This window comes from Streptomyces thermocarboxydus (assembly GCF_024760485.1).
Classification (GTDB): domain Bacteria; phylum Actinomycetota; class Actinomycetes; order Streptomycetales; family Streptomycetaceae; genus Streptomyces; species Streptomyces cellulosae.
Map to the genome: position 1 here is coordinate 5,960,235 of NZ_CP058273.1, position 22,497 is coordinate 5,982,731.

The window sequence follows — 22,497 nt, forward strand, 5'->3', positions numbered from 1 at the left end:
CCGCGAAAGGCACGCCCATGACCGCGACCGTCCCGCCCGCGCCCTCAGAGAACCCGATACCCGACCCGGCGGGACGCGTCGAGCTCCCGCCGGGCGCCGTCCTCACCGACGCCCGCTTCGTCAACGACGACCTGCTGCCGGTCCCGCTCGCCCGACGCCGCTGGACCACGTACAACTTCACCGCCCTGTGGGTGGGGATGGCGCACAACATCCCCTCCTGGCTGCTCGCGTCCGGACTGGTCGCGCTCGGCATGGACTGGAAGCAGGCCGTCTTCACCATCGCGCTGGCCAACGTCATCGTGCTCGCGCCGATGCTGCTGACCGGTCACGCGGGACCCAAGTACGGCATCCCGTTCCCGGTGCTGGCCCGCGCCTCCTTCGGGCTGCGCGGCGCCAACCTTCCCGCCATGATCCGGGCCGCGGTCGCCTGCGCCTGGTTCGGCATCCAGACCTGGATCGGCGGGCAGGGCATCTTCGTGCTGCTCGGCAAGCTGTTCGGCGGCTGGGCCGAGGCGTCCGAGGTGGGCGGCCAGCCATGGACCCTGTGGGTCTGCTTCGTGCTCTTCTGGGCGCTCGAACTGGCCATCATCTACCGGGGGATGGAGGCGCTGCGCCGGTTCGAGAACTGGGCCGCGCCGTTCGTCATCGTCGGCGCGCTGGTGCTGCTGGTGTGGGTCGCGAACAAGGCCGGCGGTTTTGGACCGCTGCTCGACCAGCCCTCCCGGCTGGGCTGGGGCGCAGACTTCTGGCCGGTGTTCTTCCCGTCCCTGATGGGCATGATCGCCTTCTGGTCGACGCTCAGCCTCAACATCCCCGACTTCACCCGCTTCGGCGCGGGACAGCGCGCCCAGGTGTGGGGGCAGACGCTCGGACTGCCCACCACCATGACCCTGTTCGCGCTGCTGTCGGTGTTCGTCACCTCCGGCTCGCAGGCCGTCTACGGGGCGGCGGTCTGGGACCCGGTGGAACTGGCCGCCAAGACCGACAACGTCTTCGGGCTGCTCTTCGCGCTCGTCACCGTGCTCGTCGCCACCATCTCCGTGAACATCGCGGCGAACGTGGTGTCACCGGCGTACGACCTGGCCAACCTGGCGCCGAAGTTCATCACCTTCCGCACGGGGGCGCTGATCACCGGGGTGGTCGGCGTGGTCATCATGCCGTGGAAGCTGACCGAGACGCCGGAGCTGTACATCTTCACCTGGCTCGGGCTGGTCGGCGGGCTGCTCGGCACGGTCGCCGGCATCCTCATCGCCGACTACTGGGTCGTGCGCCGCACCCGGCTGGACCTCGCCGACCTGTACACCCCGGGCGGGCGCTACTGGTACACGTCCGGCTGGAACGTGCACGCCGTCGTCGCCTTCGTGATCGGCGGGGTGCTCGCGGTGGGCGGCTCCCACTCGGCGCCCGGCAAGGGGCCCTTCCCCGAGGACGGGCTGATCCCGTTCCTGAAGCCTCTCGCGGACTACGGCTGGGCGGTCGGCCTCGCGGCCTCGCTCGTCGTGTACGTGGCGCTGACGGCGGGGTCGCGGCGGCGGGTGTGAGGACCCGCCGCCGCGACCCCGCGGCACACCTGAGTGGCCTCAGCGGGCGGTGCCGAAGTCCTGCGTCCAGTAGGTGCCGGACAGGCCGACGCCGATCTCCTTGAACGAGCAGTTGAGGATGTTGGCCTTGTGGCCGGGGCTGGTCATCCAGCCCTGCATCACCTGCTCCGGGGTGGAGTAGCCGTAGGCGACGTTCTCGCCGTAGGTGCTCCAGGCGTAGCCGGCGCGGGTGATGCGCTCACCGGGGTCGGAGCCGTCGGAGCCGGTGTGGGACATGGTGCCGGTCGACGCCATGTCCTCGCTGTGCCGCTGGGCGGCCGTGGTCAGCGTGGAGTTGGCCGTCACCGGGGCGCAGCCGGCCTCGGCGCGCTCCTGGTTGACCAGCTCCACGACCCGGGCGACGGCCCCGGACGCCGTGGCGGACGGCTTCGGCGCGGCGGTGGTCGGCTTCGGGGCCTCGGTGGTCGGCTTCGGCGCGGTGGTGGAGGGCGCGGGAGCGGCCGTGGAGGGCTTCGGGGACGCCGTGCTGGGCTTCGGGGCCGCCGTGGTGGCGGAGGCCGGCGTGGTGGCCTTCTTCTTCGGCTTCTGCGAGGGCTTGGCTCCGTGCTGCTTGCGGGCCTCCTTGGAGCGGCTCGCGGAGGCGCCGGGGGAGCCGGACGCCACCGGCGACGGGTCGCCCGCGTGCTGGCTGCTCCAGCGGCTGTACCAGCCGGGGCCGTCCCAGCGGTCCTCGCCGACCGACGGCACCGAGGTGGCGCGGTCCTCCCGCTGCCCGCCGTCCGGCCAGTCGGTGCAGGCCATGGCGACCGAGGGTATGCCGATGACGCCGACGGCGATCGCGGTGACGACCGTCCGCCGGTACTTCTTCTGCTGGCGATGGATTCCCATACGTGACCTCACCCCTGGGTGTGCGGAGGCTGGTCATTCTTGGGACGGCCCGGCGCGGGGCGCAAAGGGGTCACGTACTAGCCGGCTTCGTAGGCCGAGGAGGGCCTTGCGACGGGCGGGAGGCCGTGCCGACCTGGCCTCGATGGGTGCCGGGAGCGTCTGCCGTCTCGTCAGAAAGCGCCCTGCGGCGACGAAGCACGGGTCTCCGGATCCCGGCCGGCCCGCCCCCCGCACGGGCCGGGTCCGCTTTCCCGTCAAGACGGACAAGTCCCCCATGTCGCCGCGGGCTCGTCTACTAACCGACCCGGTCAGATCGGGAACAGGCTGTGACAGATGTCACGGAACCATCGGTTCCGGATGTGGGTCGGGGTCCGTCCCGCGCCTCGGCCCTGTCTCTCAGCCCCGCGACTTCTGCAGGGCGGCCACCGCTTCCTTGGCGGCCTTGATCGCGCCCTTGTTGATCTCGTCCGTGTCCGGGGCGCCCTTCGACTCGAAGTCGCTGCCGTTGTACGTGACGATCACCAGCGCGTTGGCGGCCCGCGCCACCACGACGCCCTCACGCGTGTCCTGCTTGTCCTCGGTGGTGAGGTTCACGACCGAGTACGCCGCGTTCCCGACTCCGGGGACGGCGCCCCCGCCGCTCTTCTCCGCCAGCCGCCCGTCGTACGACTTCTCCGCGGCCTCGTCGGAGTCCAGGATCTCGAAGGACACGTCGAGCCAGCGGTAGTCGTAGCCCTTGAGCGCGTTCCACGAGCAGGTGCGGCGCAGGTCGGCGTCCGTGGACGGTATCTCCTTGCCGGCCGTCTTCGCGCCCGGCACAAGGGACTTGACGGTCTTCGCGGACAGCGCGTCGCACGGCTCGGGCGCCGCGGCGTACGTCTTCACCGCCTGCGACTCGGACGGGGCGGTGGGCGACTGCTGCGAGGCGGTCTTCCCGGCCGGCTTGTCGTCGGAGGCCTCGGGCGCGGCCAGCGGGCCGGAGGACAGCGCCCATCCGGCCGCGGCGAGGACGACCACCGGCGACAGACGGGCGGTCAGGGCGATCGGCAGAGGAAAGGAACGCACGGCGCACTTCTCGTGGGGGACGGTGCGGAGGGGGTCCGCACTGCGGACGGGACGCCAGTGTCACACGCTTCGTCAAGGTGCGGAAGGGTTCAACTCGCTCCGTAGGCACGCGGTGACCGCGCGGTTCCGCATCGGCGGCCGCTTGCCGCAGTTCCTCTGCGAATAGGGGGATTTGAGCGTCAGGGCACCCGCGCGACCCATTCCGGTGCGGTGAACTTCGTCCGCGCCAGTTCCTGAGCGCGCGCCAGCTCCTCGTCCGTCACCTTGCCCTGCGTCAGTCCGTAGCGGGCGCGGAAGGAGTCGACCATCCGCCCGATGACCGCCTCGCGGGGCAGTCCGGTCTGCCGGCGCAGCGGGTCCACCCGCTTCTTCGCGCTCTTCGTGCCCTTGTCCGACAGCTTCTCCTTGCCGATGCGCAGCACCTCGAGCATCTTGTCCGCGTCGATGTCGTACGCCATCGTCACGTGGTGCAGCACCGCGCCGGGCCCGCCGTCGGGGCCCACGATCCGCTTCTGCGCCGCGCCCGCGATCTTCCCCTGCTCGCTGGCGATGTCGTTCAGTGGCTGGTACCAGGCCCGGACGCCCATGTCGCCGAGCGCGCCGAGCACCCAGTCGTCGAGGTAGGCGTAGCTGTCCTGGAAGGACAGGCCCTGCACCAGCGCCTCCGGCACCGACAGCGAGTACGTGATGGTGTTGCCCGGCTCCACGAACATCGCGCCGCCGCCGGAGATCCGGCGCACCACGTCCACGCCGTGCCGGCGCGCGCCCTCGGGGTCCACCTCGTTGCGCAGCGACTGGAAGCTGCCGATGATCACCGCGGGGGAGGCCCACTCCCACACCCGCAGCGTCGGCGGGCGCCGCCCGGCGGCCACCTCGTGGGTCAGCACCTCGTCCAGCGCCATGTGCAGCGCGGGCGGCTGCGGGCCCTCGTGCACCAGCTGCCAGTCGTAGTCGGTCCAGTCCGTGGCGTGCGCCAGCGCCCGGCGCACCGCGATCCCGACGCCCTCCGCCGTGAGCCCGTACATCACGGTCCCCTCGGGCAGGGCGGCCTCGATCCGCGCGGCCAGACCGGCGGCGTCGGTGTCGGCCGGGGCGCCCTCCAGGGCGCCGTTCACGGCGTCCAGCGCCTCGTCCGGCTCCAGGAAGAAGTCGCCCGCCACGCGCGCGTGCCGCAGCACCCCGTCCACCACGTCCACGTCCACCACGACGAGCTTGCCGCCGGGAACCTTGTACTCACCGTGCACGACTCCGCCTTTCCTCAGCCGCGCCTACCAACGCCGGGCCCGCCCGGATTGTTCCCGTTGCGGACGCGACGCCCGGATCCGCGGGTTCCGCGGGGGGTGGCATGCCGTGGCAGTACGCGCTTACCCTGCGTGCGGCAAGGGCCGAGGCCACCGGCCCGCAGCGGGTGGTGCGCTGGGCCGGACGACGCGAACACCTGGGGCAGGGGATGCAGTTCACCACCCGACCGACCCTCCAGGGCACCTTCGGCATGGTGTCCTCCACCCACTGGCTGGCCTCACAGACTGCCATGGCCGTCCTCGAGGACGGCGGCAACGCCTACGACGCGGCCGTCGCCGGAGCCTTCGTGCTGCACGTCGTCGAACCCCACCTCAACGGCCCGGCCGGCGAGGTGCCGATGATCCTCGCCCCGGCCGGGCGGGACGTCCGCGTGCTGTGCGGGCAGGGCGTCGCCCCGGCCGGCGCGACCGTCGCCCATTACAAGGGCCTCGGCCTCGACCTGGTCCCCGGCACCGGGCCCCTCGCCGCCGCCGTGCCCGGCGCCTTCGACGCCTGGATGCTCCTGCTGCGCGACCACGGCACCAAGTCCCTCGCGGACGTGCTGAAGTACGCCATCGGGTACGCCGAGGACGGTCACCCGCCCGTGGAGCGGGTCGGCGAGACCGTGGAGACCGTGCGCGAGCTGTTCGAGACGGAGTGGACCAGCTCCGCCGAGGTCTACCTGCCCGGCGGACGCCCGCCGCGCCCCGGCGAGCTGTTCCGCAACCCCGCGCTCGCCGCCACCTGGAAGCGGCTCCTCGCCGAGGTGACCGGCGCCGGCGACCGGGAGGCGCAGATCGAGGCCGCCCGCGACGTGTGGCGCACCGGCTTCGTCGCCGAGGCCCTGGTCCGGCAGGCCGCCCGCCCCACCCTCGACACCAGCGGCAGGCACCACACCGGCACCCTCACCGCCGACGACCTCGCCTCCTGGTCCGCCACGTACGAGGACCCGGTCACCTACGACTTCGACGGCTGGACCGTCTGCAAGGCCGGACCGTGGAGCCAGGGCCCGGCGCTCCTCCAGCAACTCGCGCTGCTCCCCGACGAGTTGCCGCCCTACGGCTCGGGCGCCTACGTGCACCTGCTCATCGAGAACTGCAAGCTCGCCATGGCCGACCGCGAGGCCTGGTACGGCGACGCCGCCGAGGTGCCGCTCGACGACCTGCTGTCCGCCGCGTACAACGCCGAGCGGCGCACCCTGGTCGGCCCGCGCGCCTCGCACGAGCTGCGCCCCGGCAGCCCCGGCGGCCGCACGCCGCGGCTCGCCGCCCACGCACGCGTCGTCGCCGCCGACGAGCCCGGCGCCGGCCTCATGGGCGCCGGCGAGCCGACCGTCGCCAAGAGCCCCACCTCACCCGTGCCCGGCGAACCGGAGGTCTCCGCCGACGGCGCCACCCGCGGCGACACCTGCCACCTCGACATCGTCGACCGCTGGGGCAACATGATCTCCGCCACGCCCAGCGGCGGCTGGCTCCAGTCCAACCCGGTCGTCCCCGAGCTGGGCTTCCCGCTCGGCACCCGGCTCCAGATGACCTGGCTGGAGGAGGGCCTGCCCAACAGCCTCACCCCGGGCCGCCGCCCCCGCACCACGCTCACCCCGTCCCTCGCCCTGCGCGACGGCGTGCCCGTCATGGCGTTCGGCACGCCCGGCGGCGACCAGCAGGACCAGTGGCAGCTGCACTTCTTCCTCGCCGTCGCCCTGCGCGCCAAGGTGCGCGGTGGGCTCGACCTCCAGGGCGCCATCGACGCCCCGAACTGGCACAACGACAGCTTCCCCGGCTCGTTCTACCCGCGCGGCATGCGGCCCGGCAGCGTCACCGTCGAGTCCCGCACCGCCCCGGAGGTCGTCGAGGAGCTGCGCCGCCGCGGCCACGACGTCACCGTCGGCGACGCCTGGTCCGAGGGCCGCCTCTGCGCGGTCGCCCGCGACCCGGCCACCGGCATCCTCTCGGCCGCCGCCAACCCGCGCGGGCAGCAGGGGTGCGCGGTGGGGTGCTGAGCGGATGCGGGGCGGGTTGCTCACGGGAGTACGCGAGTGGGTCGGCGGCCGGGTGTGGGCGCGCCGCCGATCGGGTCGCGGTGGCCTGCCGGCCGGGTGCGCGGTGGGGCGCTGAGGGGATACGCGGTGGGCTGCTCACGGGAGTGCGGGCCGTAGGCCGTGTGCGGGTGTTCCGTGTGCGGTGGCCCGCAGGCCGGGTGGGGCCGGCCCACCGACCGGATGGGCGGTGGCCTGGAGGCCGGGTGCGGGCGGGCCGTCGGCCGGGTGCGCCGTGGGCCGCGAAGCCCATCCCCACGGGTGCGGGCGGCCCATTTCCGTGCTGTCCGTGCCCGGGACCACCCCGGCCGGTCGGGGCTGTCGGTGCGGCGTGCTCTCATGGAGGGGTGATCGAGACCGACGCCAGCATCGACCAGTTCCTCACCCGGCACGCCCAGGACGTGGAGGCCGCGGTCCGCGAGGCCGCCGCGCGGGAGATCGTGCCGCGCTGGCGCCGTCTCGCCGCCCACGAGGTGGACCGCAAGAGCGGACCGCACGACGTGGTGACCGACGCCGACCGCGAGGCCGAGCGGTACCTCACGGCTCAGCTGCCCCGCCTGCTGCCCGGCTCCGTCGTGGTCGGCGAGGAGGGCGTGCACGCCGACCCGTCGACGTACGAGGCGCTGCGCGGTGACGCGCCGGTGTGGATCGTCGACCCCGTCGACGGCACCCGCCAGTTCGTGCGCGGCGAGACCGGCTACTGCACGCTGGTCGCCCTCGCCCTGGACGGCGTGGTCCAGGCCTCCTGGACGTACGCCCCGGCCCGCGAGCAGCTGGCCACCGCCGTGCGCGGACAGGGCGCCCGCCTCGACGGCGAGCCACTGCGCTGCGGCTCCCCGGAGCCCGGCCGGGACCTCCGCGTCGCCACGTCCCACCCGGACTTCACCACCGACGAGCAGAAGCGCGCCCTGCTCGGCCTGCGTACCGACGGCGTGGCCCCGCGCCCCTGCGGCTCCGCCGGGCTGGAGTACCTGTCGGTGGCCCGCGGCGAGCTGGACGCCACCGCGTTCAACTGGGAGCTGGCCTGGGACCACGCGGCCGGTCTGCTGCTGGTGGAGGAGGCGGGCGGCACCCACCTCACCCGCGCGGGCATACCGTTCGCGATCCGCGGCGGCAACACGCTGCCGTTCACCGCGGCGCGCGACGAGGCCACCGCGCGGCGGATCGTGGAGCTGCTGTCCGCGCCCGTCTGACCGCGCGGACGCCGCCCGGCGCCGTGCGGTTGGCCGGACGCCGTCCGGCGCCGTCGGCGGCCCGGCATATCCTGATCCTCTGTGGCCGTCGGCTGACGAAGGAGTCCGAAGGTGCCGTCGATGCTCGATGCGGTCGTGGTGGGGGCGGGGCCGAACGGGCTGACCGCCGCCGTGGAACTGGCCAGGCGCGGCTTCTCGGTGGCCCTCTTCGAGGCCAAGGGCACCGTCGGCGGCGGCGCCCGCACCGAGGAGCTGACCCTCCCCGGCTTCCGGCACGACCCCTGCTCCGCCGCCCACCCCCTCGCCGTCAGCTCGCCCGCCTTCCGCGGCCTGCCGCTGGAGCGGTACGGCCTGGAGTGGCTGCATCCCGAGCTGCCCATGGCCCACCCGTTCCCGGACGGCACGGCGGCCGTGCTGGCCCGCTCCGTCGGGGAGACGGCCGCGTCCTTCGGCCCGCGCGACGCCGGCGCGTACCGGCGGCTCGTGACGCCCTTCCTGCACCACTGGGACACCCTGGTCCGCGACTTCATGTCGCTGCCGCTGACCGCGCTGCCCCGCGACCCGGTCACCCTCGCCCGCTTCGGCCTCGTCGGCCTGCCCCCGTCGACCTGGCTGGCCCGCCGCTTCCGCGACGAGCGCGCCCGCACGCTCTTCGCCGGTCTCGTCGCCCATGTGATGGCCCCGCTCAGCGGCTTCGCCACCTCGGCCATAGGCCTGGTCTTCGCTCTCGCCGCGCACACCCGCGGCTGGCCCGTCGCCCGCGGCGGCTCCCAGGCGATCTCCGACGCACTCGCCGGGTATCTGCGCGACCTCGGCGGCAGCGTGCACACCGACTACGAGGTCAAGCGGCTCGACGACCTGCCCCCGGCGCGGGCGTACGTCTTCGACACCTCGCCCACCGCCCTGGCCCGTATCGCCGGCTTCGGCGACCACTACGCCCGCTACCGCTACGGCCCCGGCGTCTTCAAGATCGACTACGCGCTCGACGGGCCCGTCCCGTGGACCGCCCCCGAGGCGCGCAGGGCCGGGACCGTGCAGATCGGCGCGGACAGCGCGGAGATCGGCGCCGCCCTGCGCGCCGCGTCCCGGGAGAACCGCGCCCCCGACGCGCCGTTCCTCATCACCGTGCAGCCCTCCGTCGTCGACCCCACCCGCGCCCCCGACGGCAAGCACGTCTTCTGGGCCTACGGACACGTCCCGCACGGCTGGGACGGCGACCTCACCGACGCGATCGAGCGCCAGCTGGAGCGGTTCGCGCCCGGCTTCCGCGACCGCGTCCTGGCCCGCGCCACCGCCGGCCCGCCCGAACTGGCCGCGCGCAACGCCAACTACATCGGCGGCGACATCGCCACCGGCGCCGTCTCCGGACTCCAGACGCTGCTGCGCCCCAAGCTGTCGCTGTTCCCGTACCACACACCGCACCCCGCGGTGTTCATCTGCTCGCAGGCCACCCCGCCCGGCCCTGGCGTGCACGGCATGCCCGGCCACAACGCGGCCAAGGCCGTATGGAGGAGGCTGCGCCAGACATGACCCCCAGGATCACCCTCGTCCAGGGCGACATCACCCGGCAGAGCGCCGACGCGATCGTCAACGCGGCCAACTCGTCCCTGCTCGGCGGGGGCGGCGTCGACGGCGCGATCCACCGGCGGGGCGGCCCGGAGATCCTCGCCGAGTGCCGCGCCCTGCGCGCCTCCCACTACGGCAAGGGGCTCCCCACGGGGCAGGCGGTGGCCACCACGGCGGGGAAGCTGGACGCGCGCTGGGTGATCCACACGGTCGGCCCGGTGTACAGCGCGACGGAGGACCGCTCCGCGCTCCTCGCCTCCTGCTACCGCGAGTCCCTGCGCGTCGCCGACGAACTGGGCGCCCGCACGGTCGCGTTCCCCGCCATCTCCACCGGCGTCTACCGTTGGCCGCTGGACGACGCGGCCCGCATCGCCGTGGAAGCGGTCCGCGCGACGGACACGGCGGTCGAGGAAGTGACCTTCGTCCTCTTCGACGACCGGGCCTACCGGGCCTTCACTGCCCGGATGACCTGACCGGCGCGCCTGAGCCCGGTCCCGCGCTGCCGGCACCTGTCCGGGAACTGTTCTCCCTGCCGTCAGGGCCTGGGCGCTCCTCACGGACGGAAGGTGCGGCGGTAGGCGTCGGGCGGGACGCCGACGCTGCGGTGGAAGTGGCGGCGCAGGGTGGTGGCGGTGCCCATGCCGGCGGCCGCGGCGACGGCGTCCACGGTGGCGTCGGTGGTCTCCAGCAGTTCCTGGGCGTGGCGAATGCGCTGGGCGTGCAGCCATTGCAGTGGCGTGGTGCCGGTGAGGTGTCTGAAGTGGCGGCCGAGGTGACGTGAGCTCATGCCGGCTCGACGGGCCAGGTCCTCCACGGTCAGCGGCTGGTCCAGCCGCTCCAGCGCCCAGGGGAAGAGCTCTCCCAGGGGGTGGTTGCCCGGGGCGGGGAGGGGCGTGGCGATGAACTGGGCCTGGCCGCCGTCCCGGTGGGGCGGCGTGACCAGGCGTCGGGCGATCTTGTTGGCGTTGGCCGAGCCGTGGTCGAGGCGGACCAGGTGCAGGCACAGGTCCATGGCGGCGGCTTTGCCCGCGGAGGTCAGGACGTCGCCGTTGTCGACGTAGAGGACGTCCGGGTCGACGGTGGCCGCCGGGTGGCGCCGGGCCAGTTCCCGTGTGTGGGCCCAGTGCGTGGTGGCGCGCCTGCCGTCGAGCAGTCCCGCCGCGCCCAGGATGAAAGCGCCCGTGCACAGTGAGGCCACGCGGGCACCTGCCGCGTGGGCCGCACGTACCGCCTCGACCAGTTCGGCGGGCGGTTCGCGGTCGGTGTCGGCCCAGCCGGGGACGATCACGGTGTCCATGTGTACGAGGTGGTCGAGTCCTCGGTCGGGTTCCAGGCGGAAGCGGTCCACGGACACCGGACCGCTCCCGCAGAGGGAGAAGTCGTACCAGGGGTCCACGACGTGGGTCAGGTCGGCCCCGAAGACCTCCAGAGCTACGGACAGTTCGTAGTGGAGCATGCCGTCGGTGACGGCCAGCGCAACGGAGGGCATGTCCGGAACTGTACGTGACATGTCGTTTCCGACGCTCCTGCGCGGCGCTGCCGGAGGGACAGGATGGGGATGTCAGGCCGCAGCGGGTCGACCTCGCAGCGGGCGTTCGAGCACACGGGAGAGTTCCATGGGGTCAGGTCAGCTGGTGACGGTGTTCGGCGCCTACGGTCACACCGGGCGGTTCGTGGTCGCGGAGCTGGCCGCCCGCGGGTTCGTCCCGGTGCTGTCCGGGCGCAACGTGCGGACCCTGGAGGAGATGGCCCGCGAACACGGGCAGGAGGCCCGGGTGGCGTCGGTCGAGGACCCGGCCTCGCTGGACCGGGCCCTGGCGGGCACGGCGGCGGTCATCAACTGCGCCGGCCCCTTCGCATCGACCACCGGCCCTGTCGTCGAGGCCGCGCTCCGGGCGAGGATCCCCTACCTGGACGTGGCCGCCGAGCTCGAGGCCAACCTCGACACCTTCGCCCGCTACCGGGAGCGGGCCCGGGACGCGAAGGCGGTGATCGTCCCGGCCATGGCCTTCTTCGGAGGTCTCGGCGACCTGCTGACCACCACGGCGATGGGCGACTGGACCGAGGCCGACGAGGCACACATCGCCTACGCCCTCAGTGACTGGCACCCCACCGCCGGTACCCGGCTCTCGGGCGCAGTCTCCCGCGAGCGGCGCGGCGCCCACCGCCTGCGCTACAGCGGCGGACAGTGGGAGCGCCGCACCGATGCCGCGCCCACCCTGGAGTGGACCTTCCCGGAACCGATGGGATCCCGGCCGGTGATCGGGGAGTTCACGATGGCGGACGTCGTCACCGTCCCCCAGCACCTCTCCATCCCGGAGGTGACCACCTATATGAGCGCCGAGGCGGCCCGGGACGTCGCCGCCCCTCACACGCCGGCCCCCACCGCCGCCGACGGGCGCGGGCGCTCGAACCAGACCTTCCTGGTCGACGTCGTCGTCCGCTCCGGCGGAGCCGAACGCCGGGCGACGGCCAGTGGCCAGGACATCTACGCCGTCACCGCGCCCCTCGTCGCCGAGGCTCTCGAACGCGTCCTGACAGGCCGCACCAGGACCGTCGGCGTCGCCTCCGCCGGCGAGATCTTCGACGCCCCCGACTTCCTGCTCGCGCTCGACCCGCACATCACACTCGACCTGCACCCGCGGAAGCAGAACGCCTGACCCGGCCGGCCACCATGCCGGACGCGTGCCCGCAGCGAGCCGACGGACCCGGGCGGCCGTCCGCACGGTCGCGGCGCGGTCGCGTACGCAGCCGCGGCGTACGTACGGCCAACGGCGGTCTCTGCCGTGACCGGCCGGGCACCCCCGCGTGGCGGCCACGGCCCCCTGGACGGTGGACCGCACGGGCCGCGTACGGCCGGGCCCGCTCGGACAGGCCACCCGGCGCCCGCCGCGTGTGTTCAGGCCCGCGGCGGCCGCCGGTCCGCCTCTGCCGCGTCCGCCACCGCCTCGGCGGCGGCCTGGGCCGCCTCCGCCGTGTCGTCGGCGGCCTTCGCCGCGGCCTCGTCGTCGTGGGCGGGCTTGGCCCGGGTGGCCGGTGACGGCGGCAGCGACTCGCTGAACGCCTTCGACACGCCCTGCAGTGCCGTCGTGATCTCGCTGGGGATCACCCAGAAGTTGTTGCCCTGCCCCTGCGCGAGCTGGGGGAGCGCCTGGAGGTACTGGTAGGCGAGCAGCTTCGGGTCGGGGTCGTTGCGGTGGATCGCCTGGAACACCTCGTCGATCGCCCGCGACTGGCCCTCGGCCTCGAGGATCGCGGCGGTCCGGTTGCCCTCCGCGCGCAGCACGGCCGCCTGCTTGTCGCCCTCCGCCGTGAGGATCTGCGACTGGCGCTGTCCTTCGGCGCCCAGGATCGCCGCCCGCTTGTCCCGTTCGGCCCGCATCTGCTTCTGCATGGCCTCCTTGATGGACGTCGGCGGGTCGATGGCCTTGATCTCCACACGGTTGACCCGCAGCCCCCACTTGCCGGTCGCCTCGTCGAGCACCCCGCGCAGCTGGCTGTTGATGGTGTCCCGGGAGGTGAGGGTCTTCTCCAGGTCCATGGAGCCGACCACGTTGCGCAGCGTGGTGACGGTCAGCTGCTCCACCGCCTGGAGGAAGCTGGCGATCTCGTAGAAGGCCGCGCGCGGGTCGGTGACCTGGAAGTACAGCACGGTGTCGATCTCGACGACCAGGTTGTCCTCGGTGATGACGGGCTGAGGCTTGAAGGAGACGACCTGTTCACGCAGGTCGATCTGCGGGTGCACCCGGTCGATGTACGGGATGACGAGGTTGAGACCGGGCGTCAGGGTCTTGTGGTAGCGGCCCAGCCGCTCCACGTTGCGGGCGCGCGCCTGGGGCACGATGCGCACCGCTCGGATCACCGTGAAGATCGCGAACAGGGCGACGAGCAGCCCGGCGACGAGGGGGGCGGAGATGTCCATGGCTTCAGTCCCGTGGGTAGACGATCGCGGTCGCACCACTGATCTCGATGACGTCGACGGTCGTCCCCGGCGAGATCACCAGCGTTTCGTCGTAACTTCGGGCCGTCCACTCCTCTCCGTCGATACGGACCCGGCCGCCGGTGCCCGACACGGCCGTCAGCACCTGAGCGGGCTTGCCCACCAGCGCGTCCACACCGAACCGGGCGCCCGGGGGACGCTGGAGATGGCGCAGGGCGAGGGGGCGTACGAACAGCAGCGTCACGGCGGCGAGGACGGCGTACGCGACAAGCTGGACCCACAGCGGCAGGCCCACCCCCGCCACACCCGCCGTGACCAGCGCGGCCACGCTCAGCATGCCGAGGGCGGCGGTGAGGGTGAAGATCTCCGCCACGGCCAGGGCGGCCGCGACGATCAGCCAGATCAGCCAGGGGTCCATGTCGCGCCTCTTCTCACCCGGGGTGGAGGGCCTGTCCGGCGCCGGCCGGCACACGAGGGGGGAAACCGGCACCTTTGCCACCACTTTACGCGGCTGCGGTGCGGCTGCCGAGGCCCGTGCACCGGGCATTCCCGCCGTACATGTCCGGCACGCCGTCAATTGGGTGATGCCCCGTATGGCGCGGTTCCACCCTGTCGGGCGAGGGTTCGAACGGCCCCCTTGATCCCTGTGACGCCGGTGCCCGCCGGGCGTGTATGTGCGCCTGTCCCGCCCCGCCCGGTGTGATCGTGATGCACAGCGTCGTCGGACGGGACCGGGGCGCCGGTGACCGACGGACGGCCGAGGACGGTACGAGGAACTGATCGATGACCCTGCCCGAGCTGTACGTGACGCTGCTCGTCGCGGGCACGGTGCTGCTGGCCAGTATCGCCGCCGCCCGCACCGCGCACCGGGTGGGGCTGCCCAGTCTGCTGCTGTTCCTCGCGGTGGGGATCGTGGCCGGCGAGGACGGCCTCGGCCTGGCCTTCGACGACGTCCAGCTCGCGCAGGCGCTCGGCACCGCCGCCCTCGCCGTCATCCTCGTCGAAGGCGGTCTGACCACCCAGTGGAGCGACGTCCGCAGGCTGGTGGCGCCCGCCGGGGTCCTGGCCACCGTCGGGGTGTTCCTGTCCGTCCTGGTCACCGCCTCGGGCGCGCACTGGCTGCTCGGCCTGGACTGGAACGTGGCGCTGCTGCTCGGGGCGATCGTGTCCTCGACCGACTCCGCCGCCGTGTTCTCCGTGCTGCGGGCGCTGCCCCTGCCCCGGAAGCTGACCGGACTCGTCGAGGCGGAGTCCGGCTTCAACGACGCGCCCACCATCATCCTCGTGCTGGTCTTCTCCACCACCACCTCCGGCGTCCCGGAGATCGGTCCGCTGGTCGGCAACCTGCTGTTCCAGCTGGCCGTCGGCGGCGCGCTCGGGGTGCTGACCGGGCTTCTCGGCTCGGTCGCGCTGCGCCACATCGCCCTGCCCGCCACGGGGCTCTACCCGCTGGCCACGGTCGGTTTCGGCATCACCGCGTTCGCCGCCGCCGGCGCCGCCGGGGCGAGCGGCATCATCGCCGCCTATCTGTCCGGACTGGTCCTCGGCAACTCCCAGCTGCCGCACCGCGCCGCCACCCGGTCCTTCGCGGAGGGCGCCGGCTGGCTGGCGCAGATCGGCCTGTTCGTCATGCTGGGCCTGCTCGTCGACCCCAGCGAGCTGTCCGACGCGATCCTCCCGGCGTTCGTCGTCGGCCTGGTGCTGCTGCTCGTCGCCCGCCCCGTGTCCGTGCTGCTGTGCCTGCTGCCGTTCCGCATCCCCTGGCGGCAGCAGGCGTTCATCTCCTGGGCGGGCCTGCGCGGCGCGGTCCCCATCGTGCTCACCACGTTCCCGGTGGTGGAGAACGTGCCGCACGCCCGCGAGATCCTCAACATCGTGTTCGTGCTGGTGGCCCTGTTCACGCTGCTCCAGGGACCCACCCTGCCCGCCGTCGCCCGCCGCCTCGGCCTGGTGCGCACGGACGCGCTGCGCGAGATCCAGGTGGAGACCGCGCCCCTCGACGTCCTGGACGCCGACCTCCTCACCGTGACCATCCCGGAGGGCTCCCAGTTGCACGGCGTGGCCGTCTTCGAACTGCGGCTGCCGCCCCCGACCGTCGTCACCCTGATCGTCCGCGACGGCGCCACGCTGGTGCCCGACCGGGACACCGTGCTGCGCGCCGGGGACGAACTCCTCCTCATCGCCACCCCGGGGACCCGCGAGGACGCCGAACGCCGGCTGCGGGCCATCGGCCGGCGCGGCAAGCTCGCCCGCTGGCTCGGCGAACACGGCACGCCGGAACCGGAGGGCACCGTCACGAGCGGCTGAACTCCCGAAGCCGCGGAGGGCACTCCACACGGAACCACCACGACCGCACAGAGTCCGACGGCATCATTGCTTCGTTTGTGTGCGAGTCCTAGGGTGTGGCGGGCTCAGTAGTCGCACCGTCACCACCCGTCGTGGTTCTCCTCCGGAGTGACGTCGCCGCCGTGACGCCGCGCCGCCGGGGGATCCGGCGTGCCCTCAGTCCGCGCAGTGCCCTGTCGCACCGAGGAAGGCCACGGTCATGCCGCACCCGCACGCGTCGTCCGCCGCAGGTCCCGCCCACACCGCACGCCCCGTCCGTCCGGTGGTCAGCCGCCGCCGTCTCCTGGAGTCCGGCGCCGCCGTGCTCGGCGCCCTCGCGCTCACCGCCCCGTCCGGCGCCGCGCACGCGGCCGGCCCCCGCCCGCGGGCCGAGGACGGACCCCCGGAGTGGAACGACTTCGGCGTCTTCCGCCTAGGCACCGAACCCCCGCACACCACCCTCATGCCGTACGCCGGCGTCCCCCAGGCGCTCGCCGCCGACCGCACCCGCTCGCCGTACCGGCTGGACCTCGACGGCACCTGGAAGTTCGCCTACGCGGACCGGCCCGAGGACCGCGACCCCGACTTCCACCGCACCGACACCGACGACCGCGACTGGGACACCATCCCCGTCCCGTCTGTGTGGCAGCTGCACGGCCACGACTTCCCGATCTACCTGAACATCACCTACCCCTACGGGGGACCCAACGGCCGGGGCGAGGAACCCCGGCCGCCCGCCGCGCCCACCCGCTACAACCCGGTGGGCCAGTACCGCCGCACCTTCACCCTCCCGCGCGACTGGGACGGCCGCCGCGTCTTCCTGCACTTCGAGGGCGTCAAGTCCGCGCACTACGTGTGGATCAACGGCGAACTCGTCGGCTACGACGAGGACTCCTACACACCGTCCGAGTACGACGTCACCGATCACCTGCGTCCCGGCGCCAACCAGATCGCCGTCGAGGTGTACCGCTACTCCGACGGCGACTGGCTGGAGGACCAGGACATGATCCGGCTGAGCGGCATCTTCCGCTCGGTCCACCTCTACTCCACCCCGCCCGTGCACCTGCGCGACTTCAAGCTGGAGACGCCGCTGAACGACGGGTACACCGCCGCGGAGCTGGACGTCACGGCGCAGGTGCGGGCGTACGGCGACGGGGCGGGCGGCGGACGGTACACCGTCGAGACGCAGCTCTACGACGCGCGCGGGCACGCCGTCTGGCCGCGTCCGCTGCGGCGGACCGCCGACCTCGGTTCCGTCCAGGCCGGCCGGGACGTCACCGTACGGGCGTCCCGGGCCGTGCCCGAGCCGCGGCTGTGGTCGGCGGAGGACCCGTACCTCTACACGGCGGTCCTCCAGCTCCGCGACCCGTCCGGGACGGTCGTCGAGACGCTCTCCCACCGGGTCGGCATCCGCGAGTTCGCCCTGAAGGACGGGCTGATGCGGATCAACGGCCGTCCCGTCTCCTTCCGCGGCACCAACCGCCACGAGATGCACCCGGCCCGCGGCACCGCCCTCACCCGCGAGGACATGGTCCGCGACATCACGATCGTCAAGCGGCTGAACATGAACTCGGTCCGCACCTCGCACTACCCGGACAACCCGCTCTGGTACGAACTTGCCGACGAGTACGGCCTCTACCTCGTCGGCGAGACCAACCTCGAGACGCACGGCATCCGCGACCGCTACCCGGGCGACCACCCCGACTGGACCGCCGCCTGCGTCGCCCGCGCGCAGAACATGGTCCACCGCGACAAGAACCACCCGTCGGTGGTCATCTGGTCCCTCGGCAACGAGGCGGGCGGCGGCTCCACCTTCACCGCCATGCACGACTGGATCCGCTCCTACGACACCACCCGCGTCATCCAGTACGAGGGCGACGACCGGCCCGGCATCAGCGACATCCGCTCCCGGATGTACGAGAGCCCGGCCCGCGTCGAGCAGCGTGCCCTCGACACCGCGGACACCCGGCCGTACGTGATGATCGAGTACTCCCACGCGATGGGGAACTCCAACGGCAACTTCAAGAAGTACTGGGACGTCGTGCGCCGCCATGACGTCCTCCAGGGCGGCTGGATCTGGGACTTCGCCGACCAGTCCCTCCACACGCCCGTCCCGGAGCGCACCCTGCTCACCGAGTCGGGGCCCGCGGCGCTGCGCGGCGAGATCCTCGCCACCCGCGGCAGCCTCGACCGGGACACGGGCCTGTCCGGCATCACCGTCTTCGAACGGCACGACAGCCTCGACCTCACCGGTTCTCTCACCCTGGAGGCGTGGTTCACCCCGGGCGTGCCCGGCTCCCACCAGCCGATCGTCGCCAAGGGCGACACCCAGTACGCGCTCAAACAGACCGACCGCAGGGTCGAGTTCTTCATTTGCTCCGACGGCCAGTGGATCGCCGTCAACTGGACCGTGCCGGACGACTGGAGCGGCAGGGAGCACCATGCCGCGGGCGTCTTCGACGCCGACACCGGCAGCCTCACCCTGTACGTCGACGGCGCGGCCCGCGCCACCCGTACCACCGACCGCCGGCCCACCAGCAACACCGCCCCGCTGTCCCTCGCCTCCGACGCCGACAACCAGACCCGGGAGTTCGACGGCACGATCCGCCGCGCCCGCGTCTACGCCCGCGCCCTCACCGCCGCCGAACTGGCCTCCGACGACAGGGGACCCGGCGACGACGGCGTGCGCTTCTGGTTCGACGCCGCCACGGTGAGGACGGAACGGAAACGCCCCGAGGCCACGTCCTTTCTCGCGTACGGCGGGGACTGGGGCGACAACCCCAACGACGGCGCGTTCGTCGCCGACGGCATCGTCACCGCCGACCGCAAGCTCGGCGGCAAGGCGGCCGAGGTCAAACGCGTGTACCAAGCGGTCGGCGCCGTCCGCGCCCCGGACGGCGGACCGGGCGCGGTCACCCTCACCAACGAGTACCTTTTCACCAACCTCCGTGCCTTCGACGGCCGTTGGGAACTGGTCGCGGACGGCGAGGTGATCGGCCGCGGGCGCATCGGCCGGGACCAGCTCGACGTGACGCCGCTGTCCCAAAAGCGCGTCGAGCTGCCGGTCCGCCTGCCTCGCGACCCGGCCCCGGGCACGGAGTTCTTCCTCCAGCTGTCCTTCACCACCCGGGAGCGCACACCCTGGTCGGAGGCCGGCTTCGAGGTGGCCCGCCACCAGCTCCCGCTCGACGCGGACACCCCCGCGGTCGTGCCCGTCCCCCTGTCCCGCGTCCCCGCGCTGCGGCACGAGACGCGTGACCAGGACGTCCGCATCACGGGCAAGGGCTTCTCGGTCACCGTGGACCGCCGCACCGGCCTCCTCACCGACTACGAGGCCGACGGCACCCGCCTGCTCACCTCCGGACCGGCGCCCAACTTCTGGCGGGCGCCCACCGACAACGACCGTGGCAACGGCCAGCACCTGCGCAACCAGACCTGGCGCGACGCGGGCGCCCGCCGCTCGGTCACCGACGTCACCGTACGGCCGCTCGGCGACCGCGCCGTCGAGGTCCGCGTCACCGGCACCCTCCCCACCACGGTCGAGTCCGCGTACTCCACGGCGTACACCGTCTTCGGCAACGGCGAGATCAAGGTGGACCACACCCTCCACCCGGGCGCCGCGAACCTGCCGTACATCCCGGAGGTCGGCTCGCTGCTGTTCCTGCCCCGCCGCCTGGACCGGCTGCACTGGTACGGGCGCGGCCCCGAGGAGAACCACTGGGACCGCAACACCGGTAGCGACGTGGGCCGTTGGTCCTCCACCGTGGCCGAGCAGTGGACGCCGTACATCCGGCCGCAGGAGAACGGCAACAAGACCGACGTGCGCTGGGTGGCGCTGACCGACCGGGGCGGGCGCGGACTGCTCGTCACGGGCGAACCCCTCGTCGAGATCAACGCCTCGCACTTCACCCCGGAGGACCTGTCCGCCGGCGTCCGGCACGACTACCAGCTCACCCCGCGCGACGCGGTCGTGCTGCGGGTCAACCACCGGCAGATGGGCGTGGGCGGCGACAACAGCTGGGGCGCGCACACCCACGACGAGTTCAAGCTCTTCGCGGACCGCGACTACGCCTACACCTACCGGCTGCGCCCGCTCACCGACGTGGACCGGGCACACGCCCTGTCCCGCCGGCCCACCGCCGCGGACTGACGCGGCACACTCATGGGAGCCCGGGGTAACCGGGCTCCCATGAATGACATCCTGGCCGGCGCCTGCTCCTGGACGGACCGTGAACTCGTCGCGAGCGGCTGGTATCCGCGCGGACGGCGCGACACGGAGGGGCGACTGCGGCACTACGCGGAGCGGCTGCCGGTCGTCGAAGTGGACTCCGGCTACTACGCGTTGCCGCGCCGCCGCAACAGCGAACTGTGGGTGGAACGCACCCCGGACGGCTTCCGCTTCGACGTCAAGGCGTTCTCCCTGCTCACCGGCCACCCCACCCGCCCCGAGGCGCTCCCGGCCGACCTGCGTGGCCGGCTGTCCGCGCGCGGTGCCGCCGACTCGGCCCTGCTGGACGAAGTGTGGGGCCGCTTCGCGGAGGCGGTCGACCCCCTGCGGGCGGCCGGACGGCTGGGCGCCGTGCTGTTCCAGTTCCCGCCGTGGTTCACGCCCGGCGCCCCGGCCGAACGCTTCCTGGAGGACTGCGCGGAACGAACGAAAGGCTGGCCGCTCGCCGTGGAGTTCCGCCACCCGGCCTGGTGGCACGCCGAACGCGCCGACGAGACGCGGGAGTTGCTGACCTCCCTCGACGTCACGGCGGTCGGCACCGACATGGCGCAGGGCCTCACCGCCTCCCTGCCGCCCCTGCTCCCGGTCACCCGTCCCGCCCTGGCCGTCGTACGGTTCCACGGCCGCAGCACCGCGTGGGGGAGGGGCAGCAAGGAGGACCGATTCCGCCACGACTACGACGTCACGGAGCTGGCCGCATGGGTCCCGCGCCTGCGCCGGGCGGCGCGGCAGGCGGACGAGCTGCACGTCCTGTTCAACAACTGCTGCGGCGACGCGGCGGTACGGGCGGCGGAGACGATGCGCGACCTGCTGGCGCCGCCGCGGAGGCGGTGATCCGCCCAAGCGCAGGACACCGGACGTGGATGTCGGATTCCCGCCAGACCCCGGCCGTCCCCGTGCCGGATCCTTGAGGCATGCACCAGGGGATGCACACCGAGACCGAGCGCTGCGTGCGCGCCGTGCAGTCGAAGGACGCGCGGTTCGACGGCTGGTTCTACACCGCCGTCCTGACCACCGGCATCTACTGCCGGCCCAGCTGCCCGGCGGTTCCGCCCAAGCCGGAGCACATGGTGTTCCACCCGAGCGCCGCCGCCTGCCAGCAGGCCGGGTTCCGGGCGTGCAAACGCTGCCGCCCCGACACCAGCCCGGGCTCCCCCGAGTGGAACGTGCGCGCCGACCTCGTCGCCCGCGCCATGCGGCTCATCGCCGACGGCGTCGTGGACCGCGAGGGCGTCACCGGACTCGCCGCCCGCCTCGGCTACAGCACCCGGCAGATCGAACGCCAGCTCCTCGCCGAACTGGGCGCGGGCCCTCTCGCCCTGGCCCGTGCCCAGCGGGCGCAGACGGCGCGGCTGCTCGTCGAGACGACCGGCCTGCCGATGGCGGACGTCGCCTTCGCGGCCGGCTTCTCCTCCGTACGCACCTTCAACGACACCGTGCGGGAGGTGTTCGCGCTCTCCCCCAGCGAGCTGCGCGCCCGGGCGCCGAAACACGCGGCCGCCGCTACGCCCGGCGTGATCACGCTGCGCCTGCCGTTCCGCGCCCCGCTCCATCCCGACAACCTCTTCGGCCACCTCGCCGCCACCGCCGTTCCGGGAGTGGAGGAGTGGCTCCCCCACAGCCTCGAGGGCGTGGGAGGTACCCCCATCGGCGCGTACCGCCGGACCCTGCGCCTCCCGTACGGCCACGGCATCGTGGCCCTGGCCCCGCGCCCCGACCACATCGCCTGCCGGCTCGCCCTGAGCGACCCGCGGGACCTGACCGTCGCCATCAGCCGCTGCCGCCGCCTGCTGGATCTCGACGCCGACCCGGTCGCCGTCGACGAGCAGCTGCGCGCCGACCCGGCACTCGCGCCCCTGGTCGACAAGGCGCCCGGCCGCCGGGTGCCGCGCACGGTCGACGAGGCGGAGTTCGCCGTCCGCGCGGTCCTCGGACAGCAGGTGTCCACGGCCGCCGCCCGCACCCACGCGGCCCGCCTGGTCACCGCGCACGGCACCCCCGTCGACGACCCCGAGGGCGGACTCACCCACCTCTTCCCGGCACCGGAGGAACTGGCCGCGCTCGACCCGGACGCCCTCGCCATGCCCCGCACCCGCCGCACCACCCTGACCACCCTGGTCCGCCGCCTCGCGGACGGCGACCTGCGCCTCGGCGCCGACAGCGACTGGCCGGAGACCCGCGCCGCGCTCCTCGCCCTCCCCGGGTTCGGCCCCTGGACCGCCGACGTCATCGCCATGCGCGCCCTCGGCGACCCCGACGCCTTCCTTCCCACCGACCTCGGCGTCCGCCGCGCCGCCCAGGCCCTGGGTCTCCCCTCCACCCCGTCCGCTCTCACCACCCGCGCCGCCGCCTGGCGCCCCTGGCGCGCGTACGCGGTCCAGTACCTGTGGGCGACCGACGACAACCCGATCAACGTCCTGCCGGCCTGACCGGCG

Annotated in this window: 16 protein-coding genes; 10 read left to right on the forward strand and 6 right to left on the reverse strand. The window is 73.3% G+C overall.

Annotated elements, in window-relative coordinates:
* Positions 1 to 17: 17 nt before the first annotated feature.
* Positions 18 to 1,541 (forward strand): NCS1 family nucleobase:cation symporter-1, encoded by a 1,524-nt coding sequence (locus AY578_RS27330; protein ID WP_019521820.1) that lies wholly within the window; start codon positions 18 to 20, stop codon positions 1,539 to 1,541.
* Between the two features lie 39 nt (positions 1,542 to 1,580).
* On the opposite strand, the gene AY578_RS27335 is transcribed toward AY578_RS27330, so the two are convergent.
* The 3 genes from AY578_RS27335 to AY578_RS27345 form a co-directional block, all read right to left on the reverse strand.
* The gene (locus AY578_RS27335) at positions 1,581 to 2,429 is read right to left on the reverse strand and encodes a CAP domain-containing protein (RefSeq protein ID WP_019521819.1); all 849 of its coding nucleotides are present in this window, start codon (positions 2,427 to 2,429) and stop codon (positions 1,581 to 1,583) included.
* A gap of 396 nt (positions 2,430 to 2,825) precedes the next feature.
* Positions 2,826 to 3,494, reverse strand: a complete 669-nt coding sequence (locus AY578_RS27340) for a hypothetical protein (RefSeq protein ID WP_019521818.1) — start codon at positions 3,492 to 3,494, stop codon at positions 2,826 to 2,828.
* Positions 3,495 to 3,673: 179 nt separating this feature from the next.
* Complete coding sequence (locus tag AY578_RS27345) at positions 3,674 to 4,738, reverse strand: lipoate-protein ligase LplAB (protein WP_028961468.1); 1,065 nt, start codon at positions 4,736 to 4,738, stop codon at positions 3,674 to 3,676.
* 206 nt (positions 4,739 to 4,944) lie between these two features.
* Here AY578_RS27345 and AY578_RS27350 point away from each other — a divergent pair, with 206 nt between their 5' ends.
* From AY578_RS27350 to AY578_RS27365, 4 genes are all read left to right on the forward strand, one after another.
* Entirely contained in the window at positions 4,945 to 6,774 is a 1,830-nt protein-coding gene (locus AY578_RS27350) for a gamma-glutamyltransferase family protein (protein WP_258907519.1), read from the forward strand.
* Between the two features lie 383 nt (positions 6,775 to 7,157).
* The gene (locus AY578_RS27355; protein ID WP_028961466.1) at positions 7,158 to 8,003 is read left to right on the forward strand and encodes an inositol monophosphatase family protein; all 846 of its coding nucleotides are present in this window, start codon (positions 7,158 to 7,160) and stop codon (positions 8,001 to 8,003) included.
* Positions 8,004 to 8,123: 120 nt separating this feature from the next.
* On the forward strand, positions 8,124 to 9,533 hold the full coding sequence (locus tag AY578_RS27360; protein WP_161232906.1) for a phytoene desaturase family protein: 1,410 nt from the start codon (positions 8,124 to 8,126) through the stop codon (positions 9,531 to 9,533).
* Positions 9,530 to 10,042, forward strand: a complete 513-nt coding sequence (locus AY578_RS27365) for an O-acetyl-ADP-ribose deacetylase (RefSeq protein WP_161107248.1) — start codon at positions 9,530 to 9,532, stop codon at positions 10,040 to 10,042. The genes AY578_RS27360 and AY578_RS27365 overlap by 4 nt, the downstream gene beginning before the upstream one ends.
* A gap of 80 nt (positions 10,043 to 10,122) precedes the next feature.
* Here the strand turns inward: AY578_RS27365 and AY578_RS27370 are convergent, their stop codons facing one another.
* Positions 10,123 to 11,058 carry a helix-turn-helix domain-containing protein gene (locus tag AY578_RS27370; protein WP_161232907.1) on the reverse strand — a complete coding sequence of 312 codons (936 nt, stop codon included), beginning with the start codon at positions 11,056 to 11,058 and terminating at the stop codon, positions 10,123 to 10,125.
* 127 nt (positions 11,059 to 11,185) lie between these two features.
* Between AY578_RS27370 and AY578_RS27375 the strand changes: the two genes are divergently transcribed.
* A complete protein-coding gene (locus tag AY578_RS27375; RefSeq protein WP_202503967.1) occupies positions 11,186 to 12,229 on the forward strand; it encodes a saccharopine dehydrogenase family protein in 1,044 nt (347 codons plus the stop codon).
* Positions 12,230 to 12,468: 239 nt separating this feature from the next.
* Here the strand turns inward: AY578_RS27375 and AY578_RS27380 are convergent, their stop codons facing one another.
* Complete coding sequence (locus AY578_RS27380) at positions 12,469 to 13,491, reverse strand: SPFH domain-containing protein (protein ID WP_019521810.1); 1,023 nt, start codon at positions 13,489 to 13,491, stop codon at positions 12,469 to 12,471.
* A gap of 4 nt (positions 13,492 to 13,495) precedes the next feature.
* Positions 13,496 to 13,927 (reverse strand): NfeD family protein, encoded by a 432-nt coding sequence (locus tag AY578_RS27385; protein ID WP_019521809.1) that lies wholly within the window; start codon positions 13,925 to 13,927, stop codon positions 13,496 to 13,498.
* 365 nt (positions 13,928 to 14,292) lie between these two features.
* Here AY578_RS27385 and AY578_RS27390 point away from each other — a divergent pair, with 365 nt between their 5' ends.
* From AY578_RS27390 to AY578_RS27405, 4 genes are all read left to right on the forward strand, one after another.
* Entirely contained in the window at positions 14,293 to 15,816 is a 1,524-nt protein-coding gene (locus AY578_RS27390) for a potassium/proton antiporter (RefSeq protein WP_019521808.1), read from the forward strand.
* Between the two features lie 238 nt (positions 15,817 to 16,054).
* A complete protein-coding gene (locus tag AY578_RS27395) occupies positions 16,055 to 19,984 on the forward strand; it encodes a glycoside hydrolase family 2 TIM barrel-domain containing protein (RefSeq protein WP_215048868.1) in 3,930 nt (1,309 codons plus the stop codon).
* Between the two features lie 39 nt (positions 19,985 to 20,023).
* Entirely contained in the window at positions 20,024 to 20,896 is an 873-nt protein-coding gene (locus tag AY578_RS27400) for a DUF72 domain-containing protein (protein ID WP_136239085.1), read from the forward strand.
* Between the two features lie 92 nt (positions 20,897 to 20,988).
* Positions 20,989 to 22,491, forward strand: a complete 1,503-nt coding sequence (locus AY578_RS27405; RefSeq protein ID WP_136239126.1) for an AlkA N-terminal domain-containing protein — start codon at positions 20,989 to 20,991, stop codon at positions 22,489 to 22,491.
* The last annotated feature ends 6 nt before the right edge of the window (positions 22,492 to 22,497 follow it).